Raw genomic sequence first — 22,774 nt, 5'->3', positions numbered from 1 at the left:
ACGAATGCGGTGTATCAGACAGAGCATCTGTAACTGACAGACCGCTATCGCAGGCAAGCCATCTCCCACAGTTTTTTATCGTATTTCCAGGCCCATAAAAAAACGCCGACGCTATACGAGCCGTCGGCGTTCAAACCTTGAAAGGGGGGTTGGCTTACATCAGAACGCTGGCACTACCGCGCCGTTGTACTTCTTCTCGATGAAGGCTTTAACTTGCGGGCTGGTCAGCGCCTTGGCCAGTTTCTGGACCGCGTCGCTGTCCTTGTTGTCCGGGCGAGCGACCAGGAAGTTCACGTAAGGCGACTTGGCATCTTCGATGATCAGCGCGTCTTTCGCCGGGTTCAGGCCGGCTTCCAGGGCGTAGTTGGTGTTGATCACGTCCAGGTCAACCTGGTCCAGCACGCGTGGCAGAAGGGCCGATTCCAGCTCTTTGAATTTAAGGTGTTTTGGGTTGGCAGTGATGTCTTTCGGCGTCGACAGTGCATTGGTCGGGTCTTTGAGCGTAATCAGACCGTTCTTTTGCAACAGCAGCAGGGCGCGGCCACTGTTGGAGCCTTCGTTCGGGATGGCGACGGTAGCGCCGTCTTTAAGCTCGGAAATATTCTTGATCTTCTTCGAGTAGCCGCCGATGGGTTCAACGTGCACACCGATCACAGTGACCAGGTTGGTGCCCTTGCCCTTGTTGAAGTTTTCCAGGTAAGGCAGGGTTTGGAAGTAGTTGGCGTCCAGGCGTTTCTCGGCAACCTGTGTGTTGGGTTGTACGTAGTCAGTGAAGACTTTGATCTCCAGGTCCACACCTTGTTTGGCCAGGGTCGGTTTGACCAGCTCAAGGATCTCGGCGTGCGGGATCGGGGTGGCGGCAACGATCAGTTTCTCGTTGGCCTGGGCGAAGCTTGCAGTCAGGGCAGCCGCCAGTGCGGTAAACAACAGAACCTTTTTCATGCAGTGTCCTTATCGAAATTCCGGGGCGTCTCTGACGACCGTTTTTTGTGGTGTGCCAGCGAAGTGCTATCGCGGCATGGAATGGACAATACCTAGATTTTTTATTCCCGAACAATATCTTTTATTCACTGTGATATTCCATTTTGCTCATGCAGGAAATTCAGCAAGGTTTGCTGCTCTGCGAGGCTGGCACTCGCGAAAATCCGCTGCACCTGCGCAAGGGGCGAGCCCGCAGTCGGCAGATTCAGATGCTCGGGTAGGATCTCATCGCCGCTGCTCACCAGCAACGCGAAGTGAATAACGTTTTCCAGCTCACGGGTATTGCCCGGCCAGCTGTGATGTTCCAGCACACGTTGGGCAGCGTCGCTGATCAGCGGCACCGGCAGGTCAAGGCGCTGGCTGTAGATGCCGAGGAAGTATTCGGCCAAAGACAGGATGTCGCCGACGCGCTCGCGCAGGGCCGGCAGGTCGAGTTGGCCTTCGCTCAAGTAATGGAACAAGCGCTCGTGAAACTTGCCGACGGCCACGGCCTGGGCCAGGTCGATGCTGGTGGCTGCCACCAGGCGCACATCCACCGGGCTGGGCTGATGGGCACCGACGCGGGTGACTTCGTGGTTCTCCAGGGCAGCGAGCAATTTCACTTGGATCGGCAACGGCAAGTCACCTATCTCATCCAGGTACAACGTGCCGCCGTTGGCTGACCCAAACCACCCGGCCCGGCTGCTCGCCGTGCCACTGTGGCTGCCTGCGGCGTAGCCGAATAACTCGGCATCGGCGTAGGTCGGGCTGATCGCACCGCAGTTGACGGAGACAAATAACCCGCTGCGGTCGCTGCCACGGTGAATATGCCGCGCCAGCAGCTCTTTACCGCTGCCCGTCTCGCCACGAATCAGCACGGGTAAGGCACGTGGTGCGAGGCTTTCCAACGCTTCGCGCAGTTGACGCGAGCGCGGGTCGACAAACACCAAGGCCTTGGCACGGATGCTCAGCGGGCTTTTTTCGGCGTCGGGGAAGGTCAGCAGTGGCTGGCCAAAGGTTTCATGACTCATGGCACGCTCCCGCCCCAAATCCACTCAGGGACGGGGCGTTGAAAAGAATTTAGGCGCTGCGCCGGGCGTGGTGCTCAAGGCGGCTTTGCAGGCGATAGAGGTAGGCAAAACCCTGCTCCCAACGCTGGTGGCCGGACTTCACGTTGATATGCCCGGCACCGGAAAGAATCCCGGCCTCGGCCCCCCAATTACGCGCCAGCTCAAGGGCCCTTGGGGCGCTCACGGCAGTGTCGTTGTCGGAACTGACCACTTGGCTTGGAAACGGCAACAGATCGGTCGGGATCGGCGCGAAATTGCGCAAAGCCGGTAAGCAGGCTGGGCGTTCGACATCCGCCGGGGCCACCAGCAAGGCGCCGCGTACCCGCCGCAGGCAATGCACGGGAGCAGTGGCCGCCCAATGGGCGACGGTGATGCAACCCAAGCTATGGGCGATCAGGATCACAGGTGTGCTGTCGGCGGCAATGGCCTCGGCCAGCGCGGCTACCCAGTCCTCGCGACGTGGCGTCAACCAATCAGCCTGCTCCACCCGCGCACTGTTGGGCAAACTGTTTTGCCAATGACTTTGCCAATGATCTTCTGGCGATCCTTGCCAGCCCGGCACGATCAGATAACGAATCGACTCGCTGTGCATGGGGGTGCCCTCCTGCAGCATTTAACGTTGCGGGTCAGTATAGGGACACGGTTTATATTCGTTAAGGAATAAGAAGCTATTTGTTAATAACCAAAAACCATTAACGCCAAAGATTAAAATGTGCGAGGGCGCCCTATTCCACATCCAGACTCGCGCCAGAGCCTGAATTTCAGGCAACGCCGCAAAAAGGCACTTTACGATGGGTTGTTGGCACATAAATCGAGCAATTGACGCTGCAATGTCTGCCCCGCCGCGCCCAAACCACTGCGGCCGTACAACGCCAGGCGCACGCCTTGCACCATGGGTAAACCACTGTCATCGCCAAGCACCACATGCCCAGGCTGTACCACCCGACATGGCAACAAACTGATCCCCAACCCAGCCGCCACTGCCGAACACACACTGGCCAGGCTGGCGCTAGAGTAGCCGATGCGCCAACGCCAACCGCCTACTTCCAAGTGGTGAAGCATTTCATTGCGATACAACCCGCCCATCGGAAACGCCACCAAGGGCAGCGGGTCGCGCCCCAGCGATGGCGTGCGGCGGCTGTCGACCCAGCACAAAGGTTCCGGCCACGACGCCACGCAGTCATCGCTGTCGCCCATCTGCTTGACCAGCAACACGTCGAATTCGCCCGCGCGGTACTGGCGCTGCAATTCCGGGCCGAGGCCGCTGGTGACTTCCAGGCGCAGCCGCGGGTAGGCCACCACGAACGCCGAGAGCAACGGCATCAGACGTTCTGCGGCAAAGTCCTCGGGTACGCCGAGGCGCAGCACACCGTCGCTTTGCTGGTTGATCAACACGTCGGCGGCCTCCTCATGCAACGCGAGGATGCGCCGTGCATACGCCAGCAGGCGCTCGCCCTCGGCGGTGACCACCACGCAGCGCTGGTCACGATCGAGCAACTGGCACGTCACCGCTGCTTCCAAACGCCGGATCTGCTGGCTCACGGTAGATTGAGTCACGTGCAGGCGCTCGGCGGCGCGGGTGAAATTGCCGCAGTCCACCACGGCGACAAAACTGCGTAACAACACGGGGTCGAACATGCACTTCACCATTCCATTTGCCACTGGTTGGCATGGTTATATTTAATTTCAGAATACTCCCGCAGCTGGCCATACTTCATCTTTCATTCTGCCCAGAGGGTTATTCATGACCGCTGATCATCAGCACCTGCAACGCGCTATCGCCCTGGCTCACGCCAATGTGGCCCAAGGCGGCCGCCCGTTTGGTGCGGTGGTAACACGCAACGGCGATGCGCTGGTCGAAGCCGTGAATGAGATCCACCTGACTCAAGACCCCACCGCCCATGCCGAACTGCTGGCGATTCGCGCCGCAAGCCAACACGTCGGTGCGCGCCTGAACGGCTGCGTGATCTACGCCAGCGGCCAGCCCTGCCCGATGTGCCTGAGCGCCATGTACTTGTGTGGCGTCGAACGCGTGGTGTTTGCCGCCAGCAACGAAACAGCCGAGCCCTTCGGCTTGTCGACTGCGGCGATTGGTCAGCAAGTCGGCCTGCCGCTGACGGAGCAATGCCTATCGATTCAGCACCTGCCCGACGCGGCCATGCCCGCGCTGTATCAGCAGTGGAAATCCCTGCATGCCCCTGAATAAATCCCTCGCTGGCTGGGGCTTGCTGGTGGTGCTCGGCCTCAACCTGCGGCCGATCCTCAGTTCCATCAGCCCGTTGCTCGGCGAAATTCGCCAGGCTACCGGGCTGAGTTTCCAGAGCAGCGCCCTGCTCACCAGCCTGCCGGTGGTGTGCATGGGCCTGGTGGCGTTGGTCGGCGTGCGCGTGGAAGCACACTTGGGTGAACGGCGCGGTATTGCCCTTGGTCTGCTGATGATTCTGCTCGCGTGCCTGGCGCGCTGGTTGATGGGCCATGCGTCGGCACTGCTGGTCACGGCCTTGCTCGGCGGCGCCGGTGTGGCGCTGATCCAGGCGTTGGTGCCGGCGATGATCAAGCGTGAATTTCATCACCGTGTGCCGGTGGCGATGGGCGTGTATTCGGCGTCGTTGATGGCCGGTGGCGGGTTGGCCGCGCTGCTCAGCCCGTTAGTGGCCGCGCACTTCCAGCTATGGCAGGCGGGGTTGGGCGTGTGGCTGTTGCCGGCGCTGGGCGCATTGTTGTTGTGGGCGTGGCTGCCGTTGGGGGCGCCGAGAAAGTTGCAGGCAGCCCCCGTTTTCAAAGACCTGCGCAATCGCCGCGCCTGGCTGCTGGCGCTGTATTTCGGTTTGGTCAATTGCGGCTACATGAGCCTGGTAGCGTGGCTGCCTGCGTACTATCAGCAACTGGGCTGGGGCGTGTTGCCGAGCGGTTCGTTGCTGGCCTTCATGACCATCTTCCAGGTAATCGCCGCGCTATTGATGCCCGTGTTGGCGCAACGCGGCATCGACCGCCGCCCACTGCTCAGCATCAGCCTGTTAGCGCAAACCATAGGCTACCTCGGCCTGATCATCGCGCCGCAAGCGTTTGCGCACGTGTGGGTGGCGTTGTGCGGCTTCGGCCTGGGCGCGTGTTTCGCCCTGAGCCTGCTACTGACCCTCGACCACCACCGCGACCCACGCCAAGCTGGGCAACTGGCGGCTTTCGTGCAAGGCGTGGGCTTTTTGATCAACGCGGTCTCGCCGTGGCTGACCGGTTGGCTACGCGAACTCACCGGCAGCTTTTTCAGCGCCTGGGTGGTGCTGACGGTCACCGTAGTGGCAATGCTGGTGGTGACGCGGGGGTTCAGCCCGGCCACCTACCGCGCCGGGTCAGAAGTCGTAGCGCCCGGTCACGCCTGACGTGCACAGGTTGCCCATTTTTTGGTGATTTTGGCCGATGATCAGTAGGCAGGGAAAGGCTGCAAAGCCCAAACCTGCTTGCTGATTACCGGAGAATCACCATCACACCGGCGCAGCCTGTTTCACTTGAGGCTGCGCCTGCTCCCCGCGCTCAAAGCGATTGGCCCGGGCGAACGTCCCAAAATCATTGAAGCGAACGCCCATTTCCGCCATCACAGGATGCGCCACCCTGGCCGTCATCTGGCGGATGTAAAACGGCTCCTTCACCACAAAATGGTGGATGCCATGGGTGCTGCCGAAATTGAAGCAGAACGCTTGCAGCGGCCACATCCACCAAGGGTTGAGCACCTGGGTTTGCTGGATCACATTGCCCAGTTCCACATCGCCGTAGTAGTGCATGTTGGAGCTGACAAAGTGCAGGCAAAAGGTGCGCAGCACGTTGGGGCCAATAATCACCACGGCGCCGATATTGATCACCTGCATCATCTGCAAGGTACTGGCCGACCACCCAATCGGTGTGCCTAGCAGGCTGGCAATGCCATTGGCGGCATGAAAGCCCAGGAACACATACCACGCGCCCCAATGCAGCAACGCCAGCGGCGCGTAGACCAGCAGCGAGCGCTTGAGGATGCTGAGTTTGTGCTTCCAGGTCTTGGCGCGCAGCATGCGGATGAACGCCGACATGAGGTTGTCACCCACCATTAGCAAGCGCGCGATGCCCCACGGCTCGCCATTGGTGATGGCGCGCTCTTCCATATCGGTCTCGGTGCCCGACACCTTGTGGTGGTTGAGGTGCAGGTGCCGGCGTATCCAAGGGTTGATCGTGCTCGGCCGCGCCAGCCACACCAGGCCCATCATCAGGTTGTGCGGCACACGTTGCTTGCGAAAGTACATGCTGTGGATCAGGTCGTGTTCCAACTCATGGGTCAGCGAGGCGAAGAAGGCATTGAGCAGCAGGCACACCCACCAGGCCATGTGGCCGGTGATGTACAACGCTGCAGAGCCGAGCATGCCGATCAATGCAAACGCCAGAATGCCCGCACCCAGCGCGTCCTGATGCAGCAGCCACGGGTGCTGCTGGCGTAATCTGACCCCTTCGCCGAGGACCACTTCGCGGATATACGCTGAACGCTGTTGTGCGTTCATCTGCTGGGGACTTGCAGAAGTACCGTCCATGCTTCCATCCTCTTGTCTATTGATGCGCCCATCCTGCCCCAAGCGATCTCGCAGGACGCTAGCTCCGGACGCCAACCTGTTGACCGCAAGCGCCAATCGTCATGACCGAACCCACTTCCCTCGCCAGCTGGACCCGCGCCCTGCGCAAGCAGCTCGACGCCCTTGGCCTCGACAGTGCCGCGTTGTGCGCCCAGGCCGGGCTCGACCCGCAGCACATGGACGACCCCAACGCGCGCTACCCGCTGTCGGCCACCACACGGTTATGGGCGCTGGCGGTGCAAGCCAGCGGTGACCCGGCCATCGGCTTGCGGGTGTCGCGTTTTGTCAGCCCCACCACCTTTCATGCGCTGGGTTATGCGTTGGTGGCCAGCGGCAGCTTGCGCGAGGTGTTTGAGCGAATCGTGCGCTATCACCAGGTGGTCAGTGATGCCCTGACGCTAGAGCTTAGCCGAGATGGCGAGCGCTATCGCTTTCGCCTGCTGCAACCGCCGGGCAGCCCGGCGCCGGCGCTGGAAGCGATTGATGCGTTTGCGGCGATCTATGTGCGCACGTGCCGGAATCGGTTGGGCCGTGAATACGCGCCGCTGGCTGTTTATTTGCGGCGTCCGCAACCCATTGATCCAAAGCCCTGGCACACGGTCTTTCGCGCGCCGGTGTTCTTTGACGCCGAAGAAGACCGCCTGGAATTTGCCGCGCACGACTTCGACAGCCACTTGGATGATGCCAACCCCGAGTTGGCCGAACACAATGAAACCGTGCTCAAACGCACCCTCGCACAGTTACAACCGCTGACCTGGGAACGCAAGGTGCGCGCAGCCATCGAGGCGCAATTGCCGGAAGGTGAGCCGAGCGCCGAGCGAATTGCCCAGGCGCTGCACTTGAGTTTACGCAGCTTGCAACGGCATCTGGCCGATGAAGGGTGCCGGTTTGATGCGCTGCTGAATGAATGCCGGGAGAATCTTGCACTCTTGCATCTGCGAGACCTGCAGTGTTCGTTGGCCGAGATCAGCCATTTGCTCGGCTTTGCCGATACCAGCAGTTTCAATCGGGCGTTCAAGCGCTGGACGGGAATGACGCCGGGACAGTTCCGCGATGGGTTGCGGTAGGTAGAGGTGCGGTGCGTCTTAGGGCCTCTTCGGGAGCAAGCCCCCTCCCACATTTGATCTGTGAACACTTTCAAATGTGTGCGCGGGCTTGCCTGCGATAGCGACGGTTCAGGCAGTACACCTATCGGCTGCGATCCCGACGCAGTAACTTCCTTGCCCGCGCCACCAGCGCCTTGGCCTCAAATGGCTTGAGCAAATAATCATCCTCATGCAATTCCAGACCGCGCAGCCGGTCTTCAATCCCGCCCGGCGTGGTCAGGAATAACACCGGCGTCTCGCCCTTCAAGCGAATAGCCTGCTGCAACTTCCAGGCATTCAACCCCGGCAGCATCACATCAAGGATGACCAAGTCGTACTCGGCGCTTTCCACAAAACGCGACGCCGCCATGCCATTGGCCGCGACTTCAACGCTGTAGCCGGCCTCGTTCAAGCCCTGAGCCATCCGCTGTGCCTCTTCGGGTTCGTGTTCCACTAACAGGACGCGCATAACACACCTCGATTGATCAGGCTTGCAGGCTAACACCCTCAGGTGCGCGCCGCCTCACGCAGTCGTTGGGCATCCAGGATTTCGATCTCGCCATACCCCAGGCGCACAATGCCCTGGGCTTGCAGGTCTTTGAGCAAGGCGTTGGTGGTCTGGCGTGACAGGCTCAACATCGCCGCCAGGTCTTCCTGGGGCAGTTGCAGCACACGTTTTGAGTGCTCGGTATCGCCGTAGCCTTCAACGATCATTAACAGACGATGGGCCAGCCGCACCGAGGCCGGCATCAGGCTCAGGTGTTCGATATTGATGAAACTCAGGCGCAGTTTCTGGCTCATCAACAAGGCCAGGTCGCGCCAATATCGCGGGGTTTCATCGAGGGCTCTCAGCAGCGCCTGGTGCGGCACCTGCAACAGCGTGCACGGCCCCACGGCGCAAGCGTCGTGCGTACGCGGCAGGCCGTCGAACAGGGAAATTTCGCCGAACCAGTAGGGCAATTCCACCAGGCTCAATAGCGCTTCCTTGCCGTGTTCATTCACCGCACTGATACGCAGCGAGCCCTCAAGCACCGCATACAAACCACAGGGCGGGTCGCCACGTTTGAACAGGTATTGCCCCGCTGCCAGCTGGCGCTGCCGGGCGTGGGCCAGCAGGCTATGCTGAAAAGAGGCAGGTAACTGACTGAACCAATGACCGGCGGCCAGCCGTGAGTGCCACTGCTCTGCGTCCATGAGAACTCCGAAGATTGTCGCCCAGCTGACAGTCAGTCATAGGCTGACAGGGCATGATCAAACATCCTACAGGAGGAACAACAATGAAAAGCCTCGTCGACCACCTCAGTCAATACGCCGCCTACCATCGCGACCCGCGTAATATCGCCAGCCACTTTATCGGCATCCCGTTAATCGTCGTCGCCGTGGCGGTGCTGCTTTCACGCCCTGAATGGGCAGCCGGCAGCCTGTGGATATCTCCGGCGGTGATTGTCGCGCTGTTTTCGGCATGGTTTTACCTGCGCCTGGAGTTGGCGCTGGGGGTACTGATGACGCTGCTGATGGGCTTGTCGGTATGGGCCGGGCACGTGTTGGCGGCGCAGAGCACGGCGGTGTGGCTCGGCAGCGGTATCGGCATGTTTGTGGTGGGCTGGGTAATTCAGTTTGTCGGCCACTACTACGAAGGCAAGAAGCCGGCGTTTGTGGATGACGTGTCGGGGCTGATCGTCGGGCCGTTGTTTGTGGTGGCGGAGCTGGCGTTTATGGTGGGGTTGCGGGATGAGCTGAAGCAGCAAATTGAGCAGCGGTCTGGGCCGGTGGAACGCCGTGATCTAAAGCCGAGCAAGGTCTAAATGTGGGAGCGGGCTTGCTCGCGAAAGCGGTGTATCAGTCGGTATATCTGTTGACTGACACTCTGCATTCGCGAGCAAGCCCGCTCCCACATGGGTATTGCAGTAGGCTTAGGCTTTTTGCCAGACCTTGGGCTTGAAGAACAGCGTCTCGCCACGGGCCAGGCCGGTGAGGCTATCGTGGTCTTTCACCACTTCAGCTTCAATCAGCTCGCTCTGGCCTTCCACCTTCAAGGTCACCCGTGTAGTCGCACCCAGCGGACGAATATCGCGCACTTCAGCCGCATGGTGGTCTTCCAGCTCATGCCGCGACAGCGACACTTCGTGCGGGCGGAACAGCACGTGCTTGTCCTCACCCAGGTGCAGGCGGTTAGAGTCGCCGAGGAAGTGGTACACAAAATCGCTGGCCGGGTTTTCGTAGACGTCGCCCGGTGAGCCGATCTGCTCGATCACGCCCTTGTTCATCACCACGATACGGTCGGCGACTTCCATGGCTTCTTCCTGATCGTGCGTCACAAACACCGACGTCAGGTTGATGTCTTCGTGCAGGCGCGCCAGCCAGCGGCGCAGTTCTTTACGGACCTTGGCGTCGAGGGCGCCGAACGGTTCGTCGAGCAGCAAGACTTTGGGCTCCACCGCCAGCGCACGGGCCAGGGCGATACGCTGGCGCTGGCCGCCGGACAGTTGCTCCGGGTAGCGATCCGACAGCCAATCGAGCTGCACCATGTTCAGCAGTTCGTGAACCTTGACCGCGATCTGGCTTTCGCTCGGGCGCTGGTTTTTCGGCTTCATGCGCAGGCCGAAGGCGACGTTATCGAACACGGTCATATGGCGGAACAACGCGTAGTGCTGGAACACAAACCCCACGTTGCGATCCCGCACGTCGTGGCCGGAAACGTCTTCACCGTGGAACACAATGCTGCCGTCATCCGGCGTTTCCAGCCCGGCGATGATCCGCAGCAAAGTGGTCTTGCCGCAGCCGGACGGGCCCAGCAACGCCACCAGCTCGCCACTCTGGATGTCCAGATTGATGCTGTTCAGGGCCTTGAAGGCGTTGAAATTCTTGCTGACATTACGGACTTCAATCGACATGACTTATTCCTCACCGGCGCTTTTGCGCAGGCGGTTGATACGGTTCTCGCTCCACTGCTTGAGCAGCAGGATGAAGAGCGCCAGGATCAGCAACAGGCTCGCGACGGCAAACGCGGCGACATGGTTGTATTCGTTGTAAAGGATCTCGACGTGCAGCGGCAGGGTGTTGGTCACGCCACGAATGTGACCGGACACCACCGACACCGCGCCGAACTCACCCATGGCACGTGCGGTACATAGCACCACGCCGTAGATCAGGCCCCATTTGATGTTCGGCACGGTAACGTGCCAGAACATCTGCCAGCCATTGGCACCGAGCAAGCGCGCCGCTTCTTCTTCCTGGGTGCCCTGCTCCTGCATCAGCGGGATCAGTTCACGGGCCACGAACGGCACCGTCACGAAGATCGTCGCCAGCACGATGCCGGGCAAGGCGAACACGATCTGGATGTCATGGTCTTGCAGCCACGGGCCGAAGAAGCCCTGAGCACCGAACATCAGCACATAGACCAAACCCGCGATCACCGGCGATACCGAGAACGGCAGGTCGATCAGCGTGACCAGGATGCTCTTGCCTCGGAACGAGTATTTGCTCACGCACCACGCGGCGCTGACGCCGAACACCACGTTGAGCGGCACGGAAATCGCCACTGCGATGACCGTGAGTTTCAACGCCGACAACGCATCGGGCTCCAGGATCGCGGTGAAGAACGCGCCGAGGCCATTCTTCAAGCCCTGGGACACCACGATAAACAGCGGCAGCAACAGGAATAGGAAAAACACCAACCAGCCCAGGCTGATCAGGATACGTCGCGACACCGCGCTGCCACGACGGGCAGCATTGGCCGAGGACGCGGCGGAAATAGACGATTGGGACATGTTCCGCGCCTCCTTATGGACGTTCGATGCGCCGCTGCAATAAGTTGATCAGCAGCAGCAAGACAAAGGAAACCACCAGCATCAACACGCCAATGGAGGTGGCGCCGCGGTAGTCGTATTGGTCGAGCTTGACCATGATCAGCAGCGGCAGGATCTCGGTTTTCATCGGCATGTTGCCAGCGATGAAAATCACCGACCCGTACTCGCCCACGCCACGGGCAAAGGCCAGCGCGAAGCCGGTCAGCCAAGCGGGCAGTAAGGCAGGCACGAGGATGTAGCGGAACACCTGCAGCGGCTTGGCGCCCAGGCAGGCGGCGGCCTCTTCGATTTCCCGGGGGATATCGGCCAGTACCGGCTGCACGGTACGCACCACAAACGGCAGCGTGACGAAGGTCAGCGCCAGGGTGATGCCCAAGGGGCTGTAGGCGATCTTGAAACCCAGGTCAGCAGCGAACTGGCCCACCAAGCCGGTCGGCGTGTACAACGCGGTCAGCGCGATACCGGCAACCGCCGTGGGCAGGGCGAAGGGCAGGTCGATCATCGCATCGATGATCTTGCGGCCGGGGAAGGTGTAGCGCACCAGCACCCAGGCCAACAGCGTGCCAATCACGCCGTTGATCAGCGCGGCGTACAACGCGGTGCTGAAGCTCAGTTTCAACGCCGCCAGCACGCGTGGTGCAGAAATAATGGCCCAGAACTGATCCCAAGTGAGTTGAGCGGCGTGCACGAACATCGCCGCGAGCGGGATGAGTACGATCAGGCTGAGGTACACCACGGTGTAGCCCAGCGTCAGCCCGAAGCCGGGTATGACGGGGGAAATACGACGCGACATAAGAGTCCTTGGTTGGCGGTTAGATACCACTGTAGGAGCAGGCTTGTGGGGCGCGGGCTCCCACAGAAAGCTGGCTCCTACAGTTTAATTTTGCTTACTGCGCCGAGTAGATCTGGTCGAACACGCCACCGTCATTGAAGAATTTCGGCTGGGCAGTTTTCCAGCCGCCGAAGTCTTTGTCGATAGTGACCAAGTCCAGTTTCGGGAACTGCTGGGCGTACTTGGCGGCGACTTTCTCATCGCGTGGGCGGTAGAAGTTTTTCGCCGCAATCTCCTGGCCAGCGGGGCTGTACAGGTGCTTAAGGTATGCGGTGGCGATTTCGGTGTTGCCCTTTTTCTCGGCGTTCTTGTCGACCACGGCCACAGGCGGCTCAGCGAGGATCGACAGGGAAGGCACAACGATGTCGAACTTGTCGGCGCCGCCGTCTTCTTTCAGCGCCAGGAACGCCTCGTTTTCCCAGGCCAGCAACACGTCACCCTGACCGTTGTTAACGAAGGTGATGGTCGAACCGCGCGCGCCGGTGTCGAGGATCGGCACGTGCTTGAACAGCTCTTTCACATATTCCTGGGCCTTGGCTTCGCTGCCACCGGATTTGAGGCCATAGGCCCAGGCGGCGAGGAAATTCCAACGCGCACCGCCGGAGGTTTTTGGGTTCGGGGTGATGACGGAAACGTCTTTTTTGATCAGGTCGCCCCAATCCTTGATGCCTTTAGGGTTGCCCTTGCGCACCAGGAACACAATGGTCGAGGTGTACGGGGTACTGGCATCCGGCAGGCGGTTTTGCCAATTCTCCGGCAGGGTCTTGCCCAGCTTGGCGATTTCATCGATGTCACCGGCCAGGGCCAGGGTCACTACGTCGGCGCGCAGGCCGTCGATCACCGCCCGGCCTTGTTTGCCCGAACCACCGTGGGATTGCTGGATCTTGACGTTGTCGCCGGGATGGGACTGTTTCCAGTAATTGGTGAACTCAGCGTTGTAGTCCTGGTACAACTCACGGGTAGGGTCGTACGAGACGTTGAGCAACTCGTAGTCCTTGGCAACGGCGGAACCGGCAAACACGGCACTGGCCAGTGCGGCCAGCGCGTAACGGCGAATCGACGACATAGAAGGCTCCTGAAATTCTCGGTGTTGGCTTTTCTTATAGTTGCGGGGGGTCTATCGCCGTCAGTGCTTAGCTCGGTTTGTTACCCGGGTTCTGCAAACGGAATTTTTCCTTGCGTTCGATCTGTACGACTTGAGCGTTATGCACAGTGATTTCCACCGCGCCAAACCGCAAATCGCGCAAGGCGCTCTGGATCTCACGCAAAATGGCTGCTTCGTCCTGGCCGTCGACGCTACGTAGAGATGCGCTCATGGTCTCGCTCCTGAAGTGAATAGTGCCTCGCAGTGGCGGCACTGCTTGCGGCATGAGGGCGATAGTAGATAAGCGTTGATATTCTTAAAAAGACTATTTAAGAATGCTTATATAACCAGAAAGAATTTTCTGACAGGGCGTGGGCTTGCGAGCGGAATCCAACGACCAATACCGACATTAAACGTTGAGAAGATTCAAAGGTGGGAGGGAGCGCCCCTCCTACATTTGACTGAATTTCAGATTGAAACGCGTCGACTATAAAATGGCGGGCGCCCGCTCCCAGTCAATTTCACTTGCGGGCATCGGCCGCCCAAACCAATACCCTTGCCCCATATCGCACTCCTGCTCTAACAGGAACCGCGCCTGCTCCACTTGTTCAATCCCTTCGGCATGCACCTGCATGCCCATACTTTTGGCCAGGGCGATCACCACGCGTACTATCGCCGCGTCGTCTTGATCCCACGGCACCCCGTTGACAAAACCCTGGTCGATCTTGAGTTTCTGCACCGGCAAGCGCTTGAGGCGCAGCAGCGAGGAATAGCCGGTGCCAAAGTCATCGATGGCCAGACGCAAGCCCAGTTCGCGCAGGCGGTGCAACTGCTCAAGGGCAACTTCCGGGTCATCCATCACTGCGCTTTCGGTGACTTCCAGCTCAAGGAACGCCGGATCGAGGCCGGTGGCGTGCAGCACTTGGGCAACTTGCTCGTACAGCTCACGCCGGGCGAACAGGCGGCTGGAAACATTCACCGCAATAAAGCTCAACGGCGCGCCCTCCGTCAGCCATTGGCACATCTGGCGGCAGGCCTGGTCCATCACCCAGGCGTCAATGTCGGCAATCAGGCCGGTACGTTCGGCGATGGGAATGAAATCACCCGGTGGCACCAGACCGCGCTCCGGGTGTTGCCAACGCACCAGCGCTTCGACGCCTATCAAGCGGCTGCCGTGCAGGTCGTGCACCGGCTGGTAGTGGACGCGCAGCTCCTGCTGCTCGAGGGCGCGACGCAGCTCACTGGCGATTTCCACGCGATTCTGCGCGTGGGCAGTCAGCTCTTCGGTGTACAAGGCGTAACTTTCGCGGCCAGCGCTCTTGGCCTTGAACAGCGCGGAGTCGGCGTTGCGCAACAACTGCTGGGCACTCAGGGCATCGCTGGGGAACAGGCTGATGCCGATGCTGGCGCTGATAAACAGTTGATGGCCGTCAAAGATGAGCGGCTGCTTCATCGCATCGAGCATGCGCTGGGCCAAGGCAGCGGCCTGCACCACCTGTGGACAACTTTCAGCCAGCACAGCGAACTCGTCCCCACCCAGGCGCGCCAGGGTCACACCGGGGCCGAACAGCCCCTTAAGTCGCTCGCCCACGGCCTTGAGCAAGCGGTCGCCGACGTTATGGCCAAGGCTGTCATTGATAATTTTGAAGTGGTCCAGGTCCAGCAACAGCAAAGCACAGCCGCGTTTGTGCACTTGCGCCGAGGCCAGCGCCTGCTCGGCGCGGTCAGTGAACAGCAAGCGGTTGGGCAAGTCCGTGAGTGGGTCATGATGGGCGAGGTGCGCCAACTCGTGCTCGGAGTCCTTGATCGCGCTGATATCGGAAAACACTGCGACGTAATGGCTGACCTTACCTTGGTCGTCGCGCACAACGCGGATGGTTTGCCACTGTGGATAAATTTCACCGCTTTTGCGCCGGTTCCAGATTTCGCCGCTCCATTCGCCCGTGCACTCGAGCGCCTGGAACATATTCTGATAAAAGTTCGACGAATGGCGCCCGGACTTGAATAGGCTCGGCCGCTCGCCCATGACGTCTTCGAGGTGGTAGCCGGTGATCTGGATAAACGCTCGGTTGACGTGCACGATCAACCCTTGAGTGTCAGTGACCAGCACGCCCTCGCGGGTGCAATCGAACACGGCAGCCGCCTGGCGCAGGCGCTCGCGGTTTTCTTTCAGGGGTTGCTGCAACGAGTGAACACGGGCAAACCGGGCGCAAATCAGATACAAGATCAACGCGCTAAGGCTCACCCACACACAGCCACGCACCTCCAGCCAGTGCCCCAACTCCCACGGGTCATCGAGAAAGTCGATCAATAGATGATGGCTGAGCTGAAACCACATAATGGAAACCAGCAGGTATACCAGCCCCACACGCAGGGCACCTCGGTATGAAAACAGCATATGGTCAGTAATCCTTACCAAAAAAACAAAATCGCCCTACAAAGGCTGCGGATTATAGAATAAGAAACATCCAGTCACTCCTATCTGAAAGGGCGGCTGGTTTTCTCTGTAGGCTTAGTGATAATGCGTGAGCTGTTTTTTACTTTATCTGAGGGCCATACAGCCTATGTGGTACAACGGTTTTCTTGACCTGTCAGCCTGGCAACTGGTGGCAGTCACTCTGTTGATGACCCACGTGACCATCGTTGGGGTCACGGTTTATCTGCACCGCTATTCAGCCCATCGCTCCCTGGAGCTCAATGCCGGCCTGAAACACTTCTTCCGCTTCTGGCTGTGGCTGACCACGGCGCAGAACACCCGCGAGTGGACCGCCATCCACCGCAAACACCACGCCAAATGTGAAACCGTCGACGACCCGCACAGCCCGGTCATCAAAGGCCTGTCCACCGTATTGCGTAAAGGTGCCGAGCTGTACCGCGCCGAGGCCGAAAACCCTGAGACGCTGCGCATCTACGGCAAGAACTGCCCGGACGACTGGATCGAACGCAAGATCTACACGCCCTTCCCGCTGCTGGGCGTGGCAATCATGGGCGTGATCGACCTGCTGCTGTTCGGCACCATCGGCATCACCATTTGGGCGATCCAGATGATGTGGATTCCGTTCTGGGCCGCCGGCGTGATCAACGGCCTGGGGCATGCCATCGGCTATCGCAACTTCGAATGCCGTGACGCGGCCACCAACCTGGTGCCGTGGGGCATCATTGTCGGCGGCGAGGAGCTGCACAACAATCACCACACCTACCCTAACTCGGCCAAGCTGTCGGTGAAAAAGTGGGAGTTCGACCTGGGCTGGGCGTGGATCAAAGTGTTCAGCTTCCTGCGCCTGGCCAAAGTGCAGCGTGTAGCGCCTATCGCACACCGTGTCGAAGGCAAAGGGCATCTGGACATGGACACTGCCATGGCGATCCTCAACAACCGCTTCCAGATCATGGCCCAATACCGCAAGTTGGTGATTGGCCCGCTGGTCAAGCAGGAGCTGGAGAAGGTCGATCATTCGGTGCGCCACCAGTTCCATCGTGCCAAGCGCCTGCTGTCGCGAGAAACCAGCTTGCTGGACGACCGCCACCACGTGCGTATCCAGAGCATGCTGGAACACAGCCACGCGCTCACGGTGATCTATGAGAAGCGCCTGGCGTTGCAGCAGATCTGGCTGAAGACCAGCTCCAATGGCCATGACATGCTGGCGGCGATAAAAGAATGGGTGCACGAGGCTGAAGCCAGCGGCATCCAGTCCCTGCGTGATTTTGCCCATCAACTGAAGACCTATTCGCTACGCCCTGCAGTGGTCTAACGGACCTGTGGGAGGACTCGCCCTCCCACACACCCTCTTTTTGGCGCCATTTTCCGGGCACCGCCAATCCGCGCCGTTCACGGAACTTCACCGCATTTACCCTCTCTCAAAGAACACTTCGCCATCATGGTGACCCCTTGTAGTGACCGCTGCTCCATCCTACGGCGCGCCCAGAGAGAGTTGTACCGATGGTCCACGAAAAGCCTTACTTACCCGACGCCCCCATTGCTGAGCCTACCCGCCCGGCTGCGGCGGCAACCCTGTTGGCGCTCATGCACGCCCAAGGTGAAGTCGAGCGGCTGAGTGAGCGCGAGCAACTGCTCAGTTCACTGCTGGTCAGCGTGAACGCCGTGCTATGGGCTATCGATTGGGAAACGCGTCGCCTGCTGTATGTGAGCCCGGCCTACGAGCGAGTGTTTGGCCGCTCGGCCGGTTTACTGTTGGCCGACCATCGTGAGTGGCGCAACAGCATTCACCCCGAAGACCTCGACTACGCTGAATACAGCCTCGCCCGTGTGCTGGAGCAAGGCGCCGTGGAGGACCGCGAGTACCGCATCATCACCGCTGATGGGCAGATTCGCTGGCTGAGCGACAAGTGCTATATCAATCAGCAGGTCGAGCCCGGTAAGCCAGTGATCGTGGTCGGCATGGCCGAAGACATCACCGAAAAGAAACAGATGGAGCTGGAGCTGCATCGACTCGCCACCACCGACGTACTGACCCAAAGCAGCAACCGCAGGCACTTTTTCGAATGCGCCAACCAGGCCTTTGACAGCGCTTGTGCCCAGGGTGCGCCCCTGGCATTCCTACTGCTCGACATCGATGACTTCAAGGACGTCAACGACACCTACGGCCATCTGGAGGGCGATCAGGTGTTACGGCGTATCGCCGACAGCGGTCGCGGTGTACTGCGCCGTGGCGACTTGTTTGGGCGCATTGGCGGCGAAGAGTTCGCCGCGATACTGCCCGGTTGTGCACCGCATATGGCATTGCAGGTGGCCGAGCGGTTGGGCAAGGAAATCCAGGCGCTGAGTTTCAGCTATGAAGGCCGGCAATTCAACGTGACCGTCAGCCAGGGTCTGGCCAGCCTGCGCGAAGAAGATTCGACGCTCGACAGCCTGTTTGCACGGGCTGATGCGGCGATGTACGAGGCCAAACGCCAAGGCAAGAACCGCGTCATTGCGAGTTAACACCCATCAACTTGTGGGCGCGGGCTAGGCTTTGCGCACCCGCATCAACTCCGACAACCCGACCCTCAGCAAGCGCGCCGTCTTGCTGCCAGCCAGTTCTTCCAGCCCTTCGTGCTCGGTCAGTCGCGCCATTTGCGCTGCCAGATTCATCACCAGCGACTCGCGTGAATACACCCCACCTTCGAGTGAGTAGATCGCCGCAATCAACTGGCGCAGCTCCAACGGCAAGCGCCACCGCGTGCGCAATGCTGAACCATAGGCGGCACCAAACGTATCGAGAGACTCACCAATCGCTTCGTCATCCAGCGCCCCGCCGCCCTGGCGCCAGTCTTCCAGGCAACGCAACAACGCCAAATCACCGAGCCGATGCAGGATGCCGGCGCTGTAGCAGCGCTCGTGGTCCAGCTCGAGCATGCGCGCCAGGCGGCGGGCATAGTCGGCAGTGTCCTGGGACAGTTGCCAGTGGCGCTCGGCATAGGCCAGCAGCGCCGAGTCGCCCAGCACCACGTTGTGCTTGAGGGCCAGGCCCAAAATCAGGTTCATGCTCTGCCCGGCCGCCAGTGTGTGCAGCGCAGCTGACAGTGTTTGCACAGGGGTGCCGTGGTGACCTGCGCTGTTGGCAGCAGCGATCAGGACAGCGGTAATTTGTGGGTCCGTGCGCACCTGGTCTTCCAGGCGCTTGAGGTCCAGGCCATCCGGCTCAAGGCTGTGTTGCACGGCGGCTTTCACATCGACGCGCAACGGCGCGCCGTCAGAGACCTCGCGGCGCCGCTCCAGAAACACCGGCAAGGTCATGCCGGGCGCCAGCGGCGGAATTTCGCAATACACGCTTTCGCCCTCGTTAAGCAGCAGGTCTTGCAGGCGCTGGGTCAGGCCTTCCATGTTCAGCGGTTTGGTCAGGTACGCCGTAGGCGCCAGAGGCAAGGCTTCGCGCACGCTGGCGGTATCATTGCGACTGCTCAGCAGAATAAACGGCAGTGAAAGGCGCTGCTGGCGCACGCTGCGCAGCAAGCTCAGGCCATCGACACCCGGCAGTTCCCAGTCCGCGAGGATGAGGTCGTAGGTTTTTTCTCGTAACAGCGTGGCGGCTTGCTGCCCATCAGCACACACATCCAGCCGTGCGTCGCAGCGCACATTCAATAACACTTGCTTGAGCAGGTCCCGCGACCAAGGGTCCGCTTCCGCAATCAACACTCGGGGTACAGCCGGTAAATCAACAGCAGTCATCCAGCACGCTCCATCGGCAATGCTTGCACCTTAGACAATCAAGCCGTCTGCGTACAATGAACACGGCCTGAATGTGCTGCATCGGGCACAAAAAAAAACCCGCCGGAGCGGGTTTTTCTGTCGATCAAGTCAATCCGCTTACAGCTCGCAGAAGCACTCTTCGATGATCGCCAGGCCTTTGTCCAACTGCTCGTCCGGCGAGGTCAGCGGAACCAGCACGCGCAACACGTTGCCGTAGGTGCCGCAGGACAGCAGGATCAAGCCCTTGTCACGCGCCTTGGCCACCACGGAGGCGACGGCAGCGGCGTTCGGCTTGTGCTTGTCGCCACCTTCGAACAGCTCGACCGCGATCATGGCGCCCAAGGCACGCACTTCGCCGATCACCGGGTACTTGGCCTGGATGGCCTTCAGACCGGTCACCAGACGCTCGCCGACCGCTTTGCAGCGGTCCAGCAGGTGCTCTTCTTCGAACACTTCCATCACCGCCAACGCAGCCGCGCAAGCGATCGGGCTACCCGCATAAGTGCCACCCAGGCCGCCCGGAGCAATGGCGTCCATGTACTCAGCCTTGCCGCACACACCGGCCAGCGGGAAACCCCCAGCGATGGATTTGGCGAAGGTGGTCAGGTCGGCGGCAACGCCCATCTGTTCCATGGCGAAGAACGTACCGGTACGGCCGGCACCGGTTTGCACTTCGTCGGCGATCAGCAGGATGCCGTGCTTGTCGCACAGTTCGCGCAGGCGCTTCATGAAGGATTTAGGCGCGACGTAGAAACCGCCTTCGCCCTGCACCGGCTCAATGATGATGGCCGCGATATCACGCGGCTCGGCATCGTTTTTGAAGATGCGTTCGATGCTGGCGATAGAATCGTCGTCGCTCACACCGTGCAGTTCATTCGGGAACAGCGCACGGAACACGCCGCCTGGCATCAGGCCCATGCCGGCCGAATAAGGCACGACTTTACCGGTCAGGCCCAGGGTCATCATGGTGCGGCCGTGGTAGGCGCCGGTGAAGGCGATCACACCAGCACGGCCAGTGGCGGCACGGGCGATTTTCACGGCGTTTTCGACAGCTTCGGAACCAGTGGTGACCAGCAGGGTTTTCTTGGCGAAATCACCTGGAACCTTGGCGTTGATTTTCTCGCACAGCTCCACATAAGGCTCGTAGGCCAGAACCTGGAAGCAGGTGTGAGTCAGCTTGTTCAACTGCGCAGTCACAGCGGCGATGATTTTCGGGTGCACGTGGCCGGTGTTCAGCACGGCGATACCGCCGGCGAAGTCGATGAACTCGCGACCTTCAACGTCGGTCACGGTGGCGTTCTTCGCGGATTCGGCGAAGATCGGGTGAATCTGGCCAACACCGCGCGGTACAGCGGCTTCGCGGCGTTTCATCAGGGATGCGTTGGTCTTGCTCATAAAGTCCTCATTCGCCACTCATCGGGTGGCGTGGTCCAAGGAATACGTGGCGGGGAGGCAACTACGGCAGCATGCGATGATCGACTGCCGCAGCGTTCCCGGCCACTACGAATAACCTCTTGAAACACGCAAAGGGACAGCGCTCTCGTGCCCTCTGCGTTTGCTGCAATCTCTTGCTGAGCTTAGATGCCCAAGCAGAGGTATTTGATTTCCAGGTAATCTTCGATCCCGTACTTGGAGCCTTCACGGCCCAGGCCCGAAGCCTTAATGCCGCCGAACGGCGCCACTTCGTTGGAGATCAACCCGGTGTTCACGCCGACCATGCCGTATTCCAGGGCTTCGGCCACACGGAACACACGGCCCAGGTCGCGGGCGTAGAAGTAGGAAGCCAGGCCGAACTCGGTGTCGTTGGACATCGCGATCACTTCGGCTTCGTCTTTGAAGCGGAACAGCGGCGCCAGTGGGCCGAAGGTTTCTTCCTTGGCGACAGCCGCGTCTTTGGGCACATTCACCAGAATAGTCGGTTCGAAGAAGTTACCTTCCATGACCTTGCCACCGGCCAGCAGCTTGGCGCCTTTGCTCAGGGCATCAGCAATGTGCTCCTGAACCTTGGCCACGGCTTTTTCGTCGATCAGCGGGCCGGTGGTGGTGCCTTCTTCCAGACCGTTGCCGATCTTGAGTTTGGCCACGGCCACTTTGAGTTTTTCGGCGAACGCGTCGTACACAGAATCCTGGATGTACAGGCGGTTGGCGCAGACGCAGGTTTGGCCGTTGTTACGGTATTTGGAAATGATCGCGCCTTCGACGGCCTTATCCAGGTCCGCATCGTCGAACACGATAAACGGCGCGTTGCCGCCCAGCTCCAGGGACACTTTCTTGATGTCCTTGGCGCATTCGGCCATCAGCTGGCGACCGATTTCGGTGGAGCCGGTGAAGGACAACTTACGCACAATCGGGTTGCTGGTCAGCTCGCTGCCGATATCGCCGGCGCTGCCGGAAACCACGCTGAACACCCCTTTTGGAATGCCCGCGCGCTGGGCCAGTTCAGCCAGGGCGAACGCCGAGAACGGGGTTTGCGACGCAGGCTTGAGCACCATGGTGCATCCGGCGGCCAGGGCCGGGCCGGCTTTGCGGGTGATCATAGCGGCCGGGAAGTTCCACGGCGTGATGGCGGCGGTAACGCCGATCGGCTGCTTGATCACGATCAGACGCTTGTCCGGCTGATGGCCGGGAATCACATCACCGTAGACGCGCTTGGCTTCTTCAGCGAACCACTCGATAAACGAGGCGGCGTAAACGATTTCGCCTTTGGCTTCGGCCAGCGGCTTGCCCTGCTCCAAGGTCATCAGGCGAGCCAGGTCGTCCTGGTTCTCGATGATCAGCTCGAACCAACGGCGCAGCTTGTTGGCGCGGTCCTTGGCGGTGAGTGCACGCCAGGCCGGCAGCGCCTTGTCGGCGGCTTCGATGGCGCGGCGGGTTTCGGCTGCGCCCATCTTCGGCACCGTGCCGAGAATTTCGCCCGTGGCCGGGTTATTGACCTTGATGGTTTGACCGTTGTCCGCATCCACCCAAGCGCCGTCGATAAAGGCTTGTTGGCGGAACAACTGGGTATCTTTGAGCTGCATGTCGGCTTTCCTTAACAGCACCGCGCGCACGCGGAGCGAATTAGAGTTGTTGAAAGGCGCCTTGTGGGCTGCCGTCAGGGAAATCAGCCCCAGCGCGCGGAGAAAGTGAAAGAGCGCACGGGAGACAGAGCG

General features: G+C 60.2%; 22 protein-coding genes. 6 read left to right on the top strand and 16 right to left on the bottom strand.

Annotated features, from left to right (window positions below; genetic code table 11):
• Positions 1-159: 159 nt before the first annotated feature.
• From FW764_RS25320 to FW764_RS25305, 4 genes are all read right to left on the bottom strand, one after another.
• A complete protein-coding gene (locus tag FW764_RS25320) occupies positions 160-942 on the bottom strand; it encodes a MetQ/NlpA family ABC transporter substrate-binding protein (protein ID WP_446436268.1) in 783 nt (260 codons plus the stop codon).
• Between the two features lie 125 nt (positions 943-1,067).
• Positions 1,068-1,991 (bottom strand): sigma 54-interacting transcriptional regulator, encoded by a 924-nt coding sequence (locus FW764_RS25315; protein WP_446436267.1) that lies wholly within the window; start codon positions 1,989-1,991, stop codon positions 1,068-1,070.
• 49 nt (positions 1,992-2,040) lie between these two features.
• The gene (locus tag FW764_RS25310) at positions 2,041-2,622 is read right to left on the bottom strand and encodes an alpha/beta hydrolase (RefSeq protein WP_446436266.1); all 582 of its coding nucleotides are present in this window, start codon (positions 2,620-2,622) and stop codon (positions 2,041-2,043) included.
• Positions 2,623-2,816: 194 nt separating this feature from the next.
• On the bottom strand, positions 2,817-3,668 hold the full coding sequence (locus tag FW764_RS25305) for a LysR family transcriptional regulator (protein ID WP_446436265.1): 852 nt from the start codon (positions 3,666-3,668) through the stop codon (positions 2,817-2,819).
• Positions 3,669-3,774: 106 nt separating this feature from the next.
• Here FW764_RS25305 and FW764_RS25300 point away from each other — a divergent pair, with 106 nt between their 5' ends.
• Together FW764_RS25300 and FW764_RS25295 are read left to right on the top strand one after the other, a co-directional pair.
• Positions 3,775-4,236: a nucleoside deaminase gene (locus FW764_RS25300; protein ID WP_446436264.1), complete on the top strand. Its 462-nt coding sequence runs from the start codon at positions 3,775-3,777 to the stop codon at positions 4,234-4,236.
• Positions 4,223-5,410, top strand: coding sequence for a CynX/NimT family MFS transporter (locus FW764_RS25295; protein ID WP_446436263.1), 1,188 nt, complete (start codon positions 4,223-4,225; stop codon positions 5,408-5,410). The genes FW764_RS25300 and FW764_RS25295 overlap by 14 nt, the downstream gene beginning before the upstream one ends.
• Positions 5,411-5,512: 102 nt before the next feature.
• On the opposite strand, the gene FW764_RS25290 is transcribed toward FW764_RS25295, so the two are convergent.
• Positions 5,513-6,586: a fatty acid desaturase gene (locus FW764_RS25290; RefSeq protein WP_446436262.1), complete on the bottom strand. Its 1,074-nt coding sequence runs from the start codon at positions 6,584-6,586 to the stop codon at positions 5,513-5,515.
• Positions 6,587-6,687: 101 nt separating this feature from the next.
• Here FW764_RS25290 and FW764_RS25285 point away from each other — a divergent pair, with 101 nt between their 5' ends.
• Entirely contained in the window at positions 6,688-7,692 is a 1,005-nt protein-coding gene (locus tag FW764_RS25285; protein ID WP_446436261.1) for an AraC family transcriptional regulator, read from the top strand.
• A 121-nt stretch (positions 7,693-7,813) separates the two neighbouring features.
• Here the strand turns inward: FW764_RS25285 and FW764_RS25280 are convergent, their stop codons facing one another.
• Both FW764_RS25280 and FW764_RS25275 read right to left on the bottom strand, forming a co-directional pair.
• Positions 7,814-8,179, bottom strand: coding sequence for a response regulator (locus FW764_RS25280; protein ID WP_446436260.1), 366 nt, complete (start codon positions 8,177-8,179; stop codon positions 7,814-7,816).
• 38 nt (positions 8,180-8,217) lie between these two features.
• Entirely contained in the window at positions 8,218-8,904 is a 687-nt protein-coding gene (locus tag FW764_RS25275; protein ID WP_446436259.1) for a Crp/Fnr family transcriptional regulator, read from the bottom strand.
• An 83-nt stretch (positions 8,905-8,987) separates the two neighbouring features.
• Here FW764_RS25275 and FW764_RS25270 point away from each other — a divergent pair, with 83 nt between their 5' ends.
• Entirely contained in the window at positions 8,988-9,515 is a 528-nt protein-coding gene (locus tag FW764_RS25270; protein ID WP_446436258.1) for an Mpo1 family 2-hydroxy fatty acid dioxygenase, read from the top strand.
• A gap of 108 nt (positions 9,516-9,623) precedes the next feature.
• Here FW764_RS25270 and FW764_RS25265 read toward each other — a convergent pair whose 3' ends face one another.
• The 6 genes from FW764_RS25265 to dibA all read right to left on the bottom strand — a co-directional run bounded on the left by FW764_RS25265 (position 9,624) and on the right by dibA (position 15,833).
• Positions 9,624-10,604 carry a sulfate/molybdate ABC transporter ATP-binding protein gene (locus FW764_RS25265; RefSeq protein WP_034101869.1) on the bottom strand — a complete coding sequence of 327 codons (981 nt, stop codon included), beginning with the start codon at positions 10,602-10,604 and terminating at the stop codon, positions 9,624-9,626.
• Between the two features lie 3 nt (positions 10,605-10,607).
• A complete protein-coding gene (gene cysW, locus FW764_RS25260) occupies positions 10,608-11,480 on the bottom strand; it encodes a sulfate ABC transporter permease subunit CysW (protein ID WP_116627616.1) in 873 nt (290 codons plus the stop codon).
• 13 nt (positions 11,481-11,493) lie between these two features.
• A complete protein-coding gene (gene cysT / locus FW764_RS25255; RefSeq protein WP_064450147.1) occupies positions 11,494-12,312 on the bottom strand; it encodes a sulfate ABC transporter permease subunit CysT in 819 nt (272 codons plus the stop codon).
• 94 nt (positions 12,313-12,406) lie between these two features.
• Positions 12,407-13,417 (bottom strand): sulfate ABC transporter substrate-binding protein, encoded by a 1,011-nt coding sequence (locus FW764_RS25250; RefSeq protein WP_446436257.1) that lies wholly within the window; start codon positions 13,415-13,417, stop codon positions 12,407-12,409.
• 67 nt (positions 13,418-13,484) lie between these two features.
• Positions 13,485-13,667: a sulfur starvation response protein OscA gene (oscA, locus tag FW764_RS25245; RefSeq protein WP_003170956.1), complete on the bottom strand. Its 183-nt coding sequence runs from the start codon at positions 13,665-13,667 to the stop codon at positions 13,485-13,487.
• Positions 13,668-13,922: 255 nt separating this feature from the next.
• Positions 13,923-15,833, bottom strand: a complete 1,911-nt coding sequence (dibA, locus tag FW764_RS25240; RefSeq protein WP_446436256.1) for a phosphodiesterase DibA — start codon at positions 15,831-15,833, stop codon at positions 13,923-13,925.
• A gap of 166 nt (positions 15,834-15,999) precedes the next feature.
• Between dibA and desA the strand changes: the two genes are divergently transcribed.
• Together desA and FW764_RS25230 are read left to right on the top strand one after the other, a co-directional pair.
• On the top strand, positions 16,000-17,184 hold the full coding sequence (desA, locus tag FW764_RS25235) for a delta-9 fatty acid desaturase DesA (RefSeq protein ID WP_446436255.1): 1,185 nt from the start codon (positions 16,000-16,002) through the stop codon (positions 17,182-17,184).
• A gap of 188 nt (positions 17,185-17,372) precedes the next feature.
• Positions 17,373-18,374 (top strand): GGDEF domain-containing protein, encoded by a 1,002-nt coding sequence (locus FW764_RS25230; RefSeq protein ID WP_446436254.1) that lies wholly within the window; start codon positions 17,373-17,375, stop codon positions 18,372-18,374.
• A 24-nt stretch (positions 18,375-18,398) separates the two neighbouring features.
• Here FW764_RS25230 and FW764_RS25225 read toward each other — a convergent pair whose 3' ends face one another.
• The 3 genes from FW764_RS25225 to gabD form a co-directional block, all read right to left on the bottom strand.
• Entirely contained in the window at positions 18,399-19,601 is a 1,203-nt protein-coding gene (locus FW764_RS25225) for an HDOD domain-containing protein (protein ID WP_446436253.1), read from the bottom strand.
• A gap of 138 nt (positions 19,602-19,739) precedes the next feature.
• The gene (gene gabT / locus FW764_RS25220; protein ID WP_446436252.1) at positions 19,740-21,017 is read right to left on the bottom strand and encodes a 4-aminobutyrate--2-oxoglutarate transaminase; all 1,278 of its coding nucleotides are present in this window, start codon (positions 21,015-21,017) and stop codon (positions 19,740-19,742) included.
• A 182-nt stretch (positions 21,018-21,199) separates the two neighbouring features.
• The gene (gabD, locus tag FW764_RS25215) at positions 21,200-22,642 is read right to left on the bottom strand and encodes an NADP-dependent succinate-semialdehyde dehydrogenase (RefSeq protein WP_017136690.1); all 1,443 of its coding nucleotides are present in this window, start codon (positions 22,640-22,642) and stop codon (positions 21,200-21,202) included.
• Between the last annotated feature and the right edge of the window lie 132 nt (positions 22,643-22,774).

The organism is Pseudomonas sp. 1152_12 (assembly GCF_052850675.1).
This window is presented reverse-complemented; position numbering and strand designations above follow the sequence as displayed.

What these genes read in the sequence shown, in the direction of transcription:
- FW764_RS25320 (WP_446436268.1), bottom strand. Translation starts at nt 942, where the DNA reads ATGAAAAAGGTTCTGTTGTTTACCGCACTGGCGGCTGCCCTGACTGCA.
- FW764_RS25315 (WP_446436267.1), bottom strand. Translation starts at nt 1,991, where the DNA reads ATGAGTCATGAAACCTTTGGCCAGCCACTGCTGACCTTCCCCGACGCC.
- FW764_RS25310 (WP_446436266.1), bottom strand. Translation starts at nt 2,622, where the DNA reads ATGCACAGCGAGTCGATTCGTTATCTGATCGTGCCGGGCTGGCAAGGA.
- FW764_RS25305 (WP_446436265.1), bottom strand. Translation starts at nt 3,668, where the DNA reads ATGTTCGACCCCGTGTTGTTACGCAGTTTTGTCGCCGTGGTGGACTGC.
- FW764_RS25300 (WP_446436264.1), top strand. Translation starts at nt 3,775, where the DNA reads ATGACCGCTGATCATCAGCACCTGCAACGCGCTATCGCCCTGGCTCAC.
- FW764_RS25295 (WP_446436263.1), top strand. Translation starts at nt 4,223, where the DNA reads ATGCCCCTGAATAAATCCCTCGCTGGCTGGGGCTTGCTGGTGGTGCTC.
- FW764_RS25290 (WP_446436262.1), bottom strand. Translation starts at nt 6,586, where the DNA reads ATGGACGGTACTTCTGCAAGTCCCCAGCAGATGAACGCACAACAGCGT.
- FW764_RS25285 (WP_446436261.1), top strand. Translation starts at nt 6,688, where the DNA reads ATGACCGAACCCACTTCCCTCGCCAGCTGGACCCGCGCCCTGCGCAAG.
- FW764_RS25280 (WP_446436260.1), bottom strand. Translation starts at nt 8,179, where the DNA reads ATGCGCGTCCTGTTAGTGGAACACGAACCCGAAGAGGCACAGCGGATG.
- FW764_RS25275 (WP_446436259.1), bottom strand. Translation starts at nt 8,904, where the DNA reads ATGGACGCAGAGCAGTGGCACTCACGGCTGGCCGCCGGTCATTGGTTC.
- FW764_RS25270 (WP_446436258.1), top strand. Translation starts at nt 8,988, where the DNA reads ATGAAAAGCCTCGTCGACCACCTCAGTCAATACGCCGCCTACCATCGC.
- FW764_RS25265 (WP_034101869.1), bottom strand. Translation starts at nt 10,604, where the DNA reads ATGTCGATTGAAGTCCGTAATGTCAGCAAGAATTTCAACGCCTTCAAG.
- cysW (WP_116627616.1), bottom strand. Translation starts at nt 11,480, where the DNA reads ATGTCCCAATCGTCTATTTCCGCCGCGTCCTCGGCCAATGCTGCCCGT.
- cysT (WP_064450147.1), bottom strand. Translation starts at nt 12,312, where the DNA reads ATGTCGCGTCGTATTTCCCCCGTCATACCCGGCTTCGGGCTGACGCTG.
- FW764_RS25250 (WP_446436257.1), bottom strand. Translation starts at nt 13,417, where the DNA reads ATGTCGTCGATTCGCCGTTACGCGCTGGCCGCACTGGCCAGTGCCGTG.
- oscA (WP_003170956.1), bottom strand. Translation starts at nt 13,667, where the DNA reads ATGAGCGCATCTCTACGTAGCGTCGACGGCCAGGACGAAGCAGCCATT.
- dibA (WP_446436256.1), bottom strand. Translation starts at nt 15,833, where the DNA reads ATGCTGTTTTCATACCGAGGTGCCCTGCGTGTGGGGCTGGTATACCTG.
- desA (WP_446436255.1), top strand. Translation starts at nt 16,000, where the DNA reads ATGTGGTACAACGGTTTTCTTGACCTGTCAGCCTGGCAACTGGTGGCA.
- FW764_RS25230 (WP_446436254.1), top strand. Translation starts at nt 17,373, where the DNA reads ATGGTCCACGAAAAGCCTTACTTACCCGACGCCCCCATTGCTGAGCCT.
- FW764_RS25225 (WP_446436253.1), bottom strand. Translation starts at nt 19,601, where the DNA reads ATGACTGCTGTTGATTTACCGGCTGTACCCCGAGTGTTGATTGCGGAA.
- gabT (WP_446436252.1), bottom strand. Translation starts at nt 21,017, where the DNA reads ATGAGCAAGACCAACGCATCCCTGATGAAACGCCGCGAAGCCGCTGTA.
- gabD (WP_017136690.1), bottom strand. Translation starts at nt 22,642, where the DNA reads ATGCAGCTCAAAGATACCCAGTTGTTCCGCCAACAAGCCTTTATCGAC.